At 34.6% G+C, this 8,132-nt stretch carries 5 protein-coding genes; all 5 read right to left on the bottom strand.

Annotated features, from left to right (window positions below):
• Positions 1-154: 154 nt before the first annotated feature.
• A complete protein-coding gene (locus K1X82_13955; protein ID MBX7183210.1) occupies positions 155-1,501 on the bottom strand; it encodes a gliding motility-associated C-terminal domain-containing protein in 1,347 nt (448 codons plus the stop codon).
• A 521-nt stretch (positions 1,502-2,022) separates the two neighbouring features.
• On the bottom strand, positions 2,023-5,940 hold the full coding sequence (locus K1X82_13950; GenBank protein ID MBX7183209.1) for a T9SS type A sorting domain-containing protein: 3,918 nt from the start codon (positions 5,938-5,940) through the stop codon (positions 2,023-2,025).
• Positions 5,916-6,194 carry a T9SS type A sorting domain-containing protein gene (locus K1X82_13945; protein MBX7183208.1) on the bottom strand — a complete coding sequence of 93 codons (279 nt, stop codon included), beginning with the start codon at positions 6,192-6,194 and terminating at the stop codon, positions 5,916-5,918. The genes K1X82_13950 and K1X82_13945 overlap by 25 nt, the downstream gene beginning before the upstream one ends.
• Positions 6,195-6,218: 24 nt before the next feature.
• Positions 6,219-7,226, bottom strand: coding sequence for a hypothetical protein (locus K1X82_13940; GenBank protein MBX7183207.1), 1,008 nt, complete (start codon positions 7,224-7,226; stop codon positions 6,219-6,221).
• Positions 7,202-7,726: a T9SS type A sorting domain-containing protein gene (locus K1X82_13935; protein MBX7183206.1), complete on the bottom strand. Its 525-nt coding sequence runs from the start codon at positions 7,724-7,726 to the stop codon at positions 7,202-7,204. Before K1X82_13935 ends, K1X82_13940 begins: the two co-directional genes overlap by 25 nt.
• Between the last annotated feature and the right edge of the window lie 406 nt (positions 7,727-8,132).

The raw sequence follows: 8,132 nt of genomic DNA, 5'->3' as shown, positions 1-8,132 counted from the left end.
CACCGTTAGATTAAGCTTAAATTGGGACAATTAATTAAAGCAAGGTTACTATCGTACCCAAGAATTGGTCTTTATCGGTCACAGACCGATTTCTCAGTGGTTCAGGTTGCAAACCTGAACCGGCGGGGCTAAACATCATGTACATTCGGTACTATTACTTCAACACCTCCAAAAAGCCTTTGGTATCATAGCTCTTGCCCGAAATCCCTTTTGCCTTGATAACATAAAAATAGGTGCCAGAAACTACGTTTTGACCTTTGAGTTTACCATCCCAGGATTTTGATACATCATTGCTTTCAAAAACAAGGCTTCCCCAACGGTTAAGAATACTAACTGAGAAAGATACAATTCCCCTGTTTTTCAATTCCCAAAAATCATTTACCCCATCGTCATTGGGCGAAAAAGCATTGGTGACTTCCAAATATTCGCCCTTCACCTCCAGTGTATGCCAGGTGGTATCCCGGCAACTATCGTTATAGGCCACAAGCCAAACCGAATAAGTTCCGGTATCTTCGTATACATGCATGGGATTCTCATCTGTACTTGTGCTGCCATCACCAAAGTGCCACTCGTAATAATCGCAATGTTGGCTGGTATTGGTAAATTGAACTTCCTTTCCGGTACTGTTTTGTTGGAAACTAAACAAGGAGGTGGCATTGCAAAAACAGACAAGCTTTTCGACAATTGGAAAGGAATCAATTCCAATTCCAGCATCAACAAAGTCCCAATTTAAATTCGCCATTTGGAAATTACCAGCTTCCCATGACTGATCAAAATTAAATTCATGTAAACTATCTGTTACATCAATGGAATTACAAATTCCTCTTAAATTAAGGTTTGTTGTAATTAATCTAGAATATTCGTGTCCACCGCTATTGTTAAATACAGCAGAACTTATTATTAAAAGTGTGCTATCAAATTTACTAAAAGACAATTCTTGATAAAAGCCCACAGAAACAGTGTCCATAATCAAAACTGCCTTTAATAAATTTCCATTAACATCCATTTTTATTAGTAAAGGACGCTCTAAACCATCATTTGAAAAACTAGTAGTACGAGCCAGAAAATAAAGGGTGTCGTTTTGATAAACAAATGGACTCTGAATGTTTGAAATGTAATCTGATCCAATCCCACCAATATACTTGGATAATAACACCTTACCTTCCTCATTTATTTTAGTTATTGATATATCTGCAACATCATTAGCATTTGGGAATGATTTTGAACCAATTATAATAAAATTACTTGCCTTTGATTCGCATATAATGTTAGGATTGTGGTCGTTTTGGCAAGGATACAACGTTTGATTTATTATATTCCCAAGGGTATCAGTAGAAATGAAGAATGTTTTCAATTGGCCTGAAACAGGATTGATAGTTTTTCCAATAAATAGAATTTTGTCATTTGCTAAATTAAAGTTTCTAAAATTAGCCTGTAAATATTCATTATTGAAATAAATTTTATAAAATATTGGATTTAAGTCTACATTAATTTTAATCAAATTAATTGCATTTAATGATGTTGAATAATCCGTAAAGCAACTATTTGTATATAAAAATATTTGATTATTTTCAGTCAAAATATTTGTCCAGAAATCATTATATGAAAAATTAAAATATCTAGAATTTAAAATATTAAAATTTGTATCTAAAATAGATAATAAAGTATAGCCATCACCGCCAATAATTGGATTTTGGATAAATAGGATATTTTCATCGTTTACAAAGTTCGCCGAAGGTATAGACGTTAATTTAAACTCCGGAATTCTATTAATATATCTATGGTTAACTATTTCAAATTCGGAATTTCTTTTAAAAAACACAATAGGTTTGTTTATTGAATCGGTGAAATAAGTTCCAAAATGATAAGAATTTGAACCACGATTAGAAAATAATTTAGTATTTAAATATGAAAAGGTATCACGAAAACTATTCTTCCAAATAAGAACCTGGGCCTGAGTTGAATTAAGCCAAACTGATGTTATCAGAATAAAAAAGCATCTAAGAGCCAAAATCCTCTAAATTATTTTTGCAATACAAACTTACTCGAAAACACCTTATGTCCATTTTGAAAAACGCCAATCAGGTAAATTCCATTGGGGCAATTTTCCAAATTAATATTTGTACTTGATGAAGTTTCATCCAAACGGAATTTTTTAACAGTTTTACCTACCAAATCCGTAACCTGAAGTGTTGCCTCTCCCTTTTCAAGAAGTTTAAACCCTAAAGTCAGAGAACCATTATTCGGGTTAGGGTAAAGAATAAATGGGTTTGAAAGGGTAGGTTTAGACTTTGAAATTTGTTCATCATCTTCAAGTTTATTTGTGGACGTACTTGGTTCCAATCCTGTAAGCACCCTGGCCGAAATAGCCGCATCACCAAAGTAGGTTTCATCACTTAAAGCTATAGGTGTAAGGCTATCCATTTCAGCCTCGGTAAGCCATTGTCGACCCTTAGACCAGGAATTAAAATAAACCCTCAAAACTCTAATTTCGGCTGCTTCCTGTTCATTGTAGGGTAAAATAAGTTCCAAACTATCTTGAATGTCCTCCAATTTCCCTATTCTATTGGCTTCTTCATAAATTAAATGCCTGATTTTCTCTAAACTTGTAGATGCCATACTGTCCATAAAGTTGGAATAGAGGCTATCACTCGGAATACCTAAATTAAGCAAACTATCATTTTCAAGTAAGAAATAATAAGCTTCCTTTTTCTCCAAATATTCCATTAATTCACTTTCATTACTATAGACTTTTTGGTTGGTTACAATTGATTCAAATGTTTGAGCTCTAAATTCTTCATTTGACAGATTGCTTTCAATAAATGGCTGAGGATCTGAATTTGTGCAAGACCAAGAACCAAAATATGTTATAGGAATAATTCCAGGTGCTGAAATAACTGAATTGTGCAACAATTCCGCACCAGTGCCATACCACCAATTCTCTTGAGATGCTGTGATGCCCATCAATCTTCTATTAAGTGTTCCGCTACCCATCATATTATTAAACATATTTCCACCTCGATGTCCGTTAAATTGATTGCCTTGGGTAGAATTAGCAAAATAAAAGCCACAGTAAGCCACATTAACATTATTACAGGATATTCGGGAAGGGGAATTGGTACTTTTAAACAAAGCAGCACTTCCCATATTTTCAAAACTATTTAAAAATAAGTTGTTATGCGGACTTTGGAATTGGTAGTGACCTATAAATTTTTGAAAGTCTTCTGTACCTGTAGTGGTATAACTTGGTTTGGTTATTGCATTATCTACAACACTTAAAGAACGTGAATTTTCCAAACCTATTCCAAAAGCAAAACTACTTTCCCCAACATAATTCGCCAAACTTATGTTATTGCAATAAACATAATTTCTCTTTGCTATTAATCCGGGAGAAACAAATCTTAACCAAATTCCCCGCTTTACACCTGTAATAGTATTAAAACTTGATGTGCAAGGAGTTGGGCTTACTCCATAATGCGTTTGAAAATAGCTAGGACTTGAGCCTATCTGCAACTTCATAAAACTTGCCTGACTTGCATTGCCTACATAAATTCCTTTTTGTTCATATCCATTGCCAATACCTGAAATAGTATTTTGGGTAATTTTTACGTCTGATCCAGTTATATTTCTAAGATAAATACCTATTTCAAAATTGTCGAATATTTTGTTTCTGTCTATAGATATTTCGGAGAATAAATGTCCAAATATTTCAATTGGTAGGATAGTTGTATGTATTGTATTTTCACTAAAAGTCAACGGCATTGTTCCAAACGAATAAATACCGTTTAAACAATTATTAAATTTATTTCTATAAATATTAAATATTGGAGGGATGACATTAGTCGGATCTAAAGCCATTCTATGATGATTATAGATACCGAAGCCATCCTTATTGATTAAATTATTATAAAGATCTGTAAATTCTTCATCAAAAATTTGAACAGAATAGTTATCTGCGCTATAAATACCGAAGTCCAGGTGATTTAAGAAAAAATTACCAAATTCTTTTCTGTTTAAAATAATCTCCCCAGAGATATCTTTTATAACTACTCCAGCCATACTCCTACAACCTTTATAAGGAGGATACTCAATAATTGGACAAACATTGACACCAGAAATCAAAGTAGATGGATTACAATCAAATTTCGACCTTTCTATAGCCTTCAAGCTATTTTGGTTTACTGAACCAAAATTTCCATTGTATCCATTTATAAATACACCTCTAAAATTTTTATTAAACGTACATTTATCTATTAATCCATATTCCGAGCCATGCTCACTATAAACCGCAGAGATTCCATCTTCGATTGTAGGCTTGTTGAAAGTACTAACACCTCCATTTATCATGTCTATTTTATCCCACATAACATGACATCCGTTTCGTATATATCCGCCATTTATTGTCAAACTTCCACCGGTCACAATTTCGATTCTTGCCATTGGACCCATAAATACTTGATTGTAGGATAAGGTTAGGTTATTATCTACCTGAAATACTCCATTTAAAAAATAGGTTGCAGCATTAGTAGGGGTTAAATTTGAAGAGAGGGCTATCCCACCAAATCCTAGTGCATCCCCTAATCTATACTCAGATGATGGAGCAGTTGTACCTGCCCCTAAATCAATGAAGGTGCTACAGCATTGGAAGACGGGCATTTCATCATAAAAAAAACAACCATTTCCATTTGATATTCGAACTGAGATTACCTGTTCTTTCATAGGAATTGAAGGATCTGTTGGTGAAGAATAAATGTCAGTATAACTTACATTTGTGGTTGCACCTGAAGAATTAGAAAAGGTAGTTGTTTGGTCTGTACTTAACCACTGAATAATATAACCAGAAGAAAAGGCACTTGCATTACTTAAAGTTAAGACAGGATTAGAAGTACATGCAAATCCATCTCCAATAATTTTAGGCCTTGCAGGGCTCGTTCCTAAGTTTGTCTTTACCACAATTAAATCAGACGCATCACAACTTGGCATACAAGGATCTGACGGGTTGAAATACCTTAACCTTACGATATATTGAGCCGGTGAGGTTGGAGGATAAACTCCTTCAAATATGCCAGTTGTGTTTTGAGCTACCAATTCTTCTGCCATTCCATCGTTTATGTAATATAAATAATATTGGATATCTCCATTAACACTTGGAATGGGACATTGAGTACTTATGGTGACTGTTCTGCAATTTGTGGTAATATCTTGCCCTAAATCAACCTGAAATGGAAACAAATCCAAATCTTGTAGCAATAGGCCTCTTAAATCTGAACCAGTATATGTAGGATATATGGACAATATTAAGTTATTACTTTGATTGCTATTATCAAAATTAAAACAAGTAGAATAGGTTCTCCAATTTGAAGGTGTTGTATTATTTGTAGCAGTTGGAGGACTTTGAAAAGTAAAGCTACTGATAGGTGATAAATTATTTAAAAATGAATTAATATTTGCTGACCCAGATATTGGAAATGAATAATTTTGATCATTGAAAATAGAAATTCTAAAATCTTGAATTGGACTGTTTGAATTTGGAGTCATCAATCTGGAAAGAGCCCTTGCTCTCAATAGGTATTGGCCATTTTGCATAGGTTGAAGTCTTTGGAAAATCTCCCTTGGCACATTTATAAATTCTTCACTACCTCCATAAGTAAAAATCCCCAAATACCCTCCACCAGTATGAGCCTCTAAATACCCAGTAAGTCCATAATTGGGCACATTAAGAACTGATGTAGTACTATTGCAACTATTATATAAATCTGGTGAACAAAGATTGGGATTAATCCACCCTATAGCATTTTGAATCTGTCCAACTTGAGTTGGGCAATCCGACAATATTTCAAAACTGGGATTTGGAACCAGGTTATATTGGGCCTTACCATTTTCCCAATAGAATAGAAGGATAAACACTATCCAAACTATTTTCTTACTATTATTTTCCATTGCTGATCATAGTTAGTGGAAGTAAATTTTAAATGGTAAAAGCCATTTGGAAGCGAATTAAGGTCAATCGAATCAATAGCTTGCCATAGCTTATTAATCGCTATTATAGGTCTGCCTAATAAATCCAATACTTCCATTTTACCATAAATGTCGGCATTTATTTTGAAATGTACCATTCCAGTGGTCGGATTTGGGAAAATGACTATATCTGTATTAGATCCCTGGTTTAATTCCAAACTGCTTAAAACTTCCAAAAATTTTAGAAAAAACCAAGTAGCTTAAAAATCAGGAAATAAAACCTTCGCTCGAAACACACCTGAACCAGATTTTACATCTAAAAAGTGCAGACCCGAAGACAATGGAGGTAAGATAAATGTCTGTTGCCCCTGACTGTAAAACTCATTATGCTGCCATACGGTTTGTCCGGTGGCAGTGCTAAGCATTATACTTATGGGTTTATAGCTCTCTTCAAGTTCAAGATTCAATTGATTGTTCGATATAAATGCCTTTCCTTCTAATAACCTTTGTTCTTTTATCCCTGTTAAGCTATCCAAAGGAATAACAAAAACATCATCAATTAAATAATAGGATGCTAAATCCGAAAAAGTATTAATACCTAAAATTACTGTATCGGTAGTACTATCTGGGTTAAAATTACCAACTGTAATAAACTCTTCTCCTCCCTTTGCCACAATTGTATCGGATACCAGCCTCCAAAAGGTGCGATTGGTGAGTGGATTGGTTGAATCATTTTCAACCTGTGCCTTTGCATTAAAATAATAACATTGATTGGTTGTTTGCCACAATGTGTCGGTAAGCAACATACCAATATTATTGGTGGCAATATTGATACTATATCCACCTGCATACAAATCACTTCTTAAACATGCATGAAAACCAGCCAAGTACTTCTTTCCTTCACTTAATTTATTCAAAAGCTTAATTTCTCCATATTCCCTTGGCACATTTATAAATTCTTCACTACCTCCATAAGTATAGATTCCTAAATAACCTCCACCGGTATGTGCCTCTAGATAACCGGTATGAGCATAATTAGGAACATTCATGGAGGAATTACTACTGTTGCAACTATTAAATAAGTCTGGCGAACAACTGTTCGGATTAATCCACCCTATTGCATTTTGAATCAAATTAGGCTGGGTAGGACAATCCGACAATATTTCAAAGCTAGGATTAGGCACCAAGTTATATTGGGCTTTACCTTCTTTTAAAAAGAATAGGAGAATAAACACTGTCCAAACTATTTTCTTACTATAATTTTCCATTGCTGATCATAGTTAGTGGAAGTAAATTTTAAATGGTAAAAGCCATTTGGAAGCGAACTAAGGTCAATCAAATCAAAGGCTTGCCACAATTTATTAATGGCTATTATAGGTCTGCCTAATAAATCAAATATTTCCATTTGACCATAAATGTCGGCATTTATTTTGAAATTTACCATTCCAGTGGTCGGATTTGGGAAAATGACTATATCTGTATTTGATCCCTGGTTTACTTCATGGTTCAATTCATCTTTTCTTAAGGATGGGGTCATAGGTATTTCACAAGGGTTAATCCTGTTTACAAACAAGGTATCATAAGCAGATAGCACTGCCCTTGCCATGTGTACTGCCTTGCCATTGTTATAAGGGCATTTTAAGGCCAATTCTTCTAATGCATTTCGTTCCGTATGTGTTGGAGCTCTTTCATATTTACCCGCCCTCGCCCTCGTTTGCAACGAGGGCGGTTGAGAAATTGGTCTCTGACCGATATTATTATCATTCATCCCTGAATTTTTGTAATTTTTACTAATCCTTTACCTGCTACTCCAGGTGTTCCTTTTTCTCCTAAATGGGCTGCGGCTAAATCAAGTTTGAAAATTGGGAGTTAGGGGTTTATGTTGTAAAGATGCTAAAAAGTTCCTTCCAACTGGAAGAGAACTACTTTGATTTGGTTGGGACCGATTGCTTAGCGGTTCAGGTTACAAACCTGAACCAGCAAGAGACGATAGTTGGCGTAAAAAACGCCTTTCTCGACCGCCCCCGTTACAAACGTGGGCGAGCGGAGTCCACAGCACTGCTAAATAGATACTCATACGGATACTGTACAATCATTTGCCTTACCGGATTCTGATGGATGTAATTTAGTCTTTGCATTACCCATTCCTTCTTTTCTAAACAAATGGCATGATT

It is taken from the genome of Bacteroidia bacterium (assembly GCA_019695265.1).
GTDB lineage: Bacteria > Bacteroidota > Bacteroidia > JAIBAJ01 > JAIBAJ01 > JAIBAJ01.
Note: the sequence above shows the minus strand (reverse complement) of the source record. Positions and strands in the feature narration are given on the sequence as shown.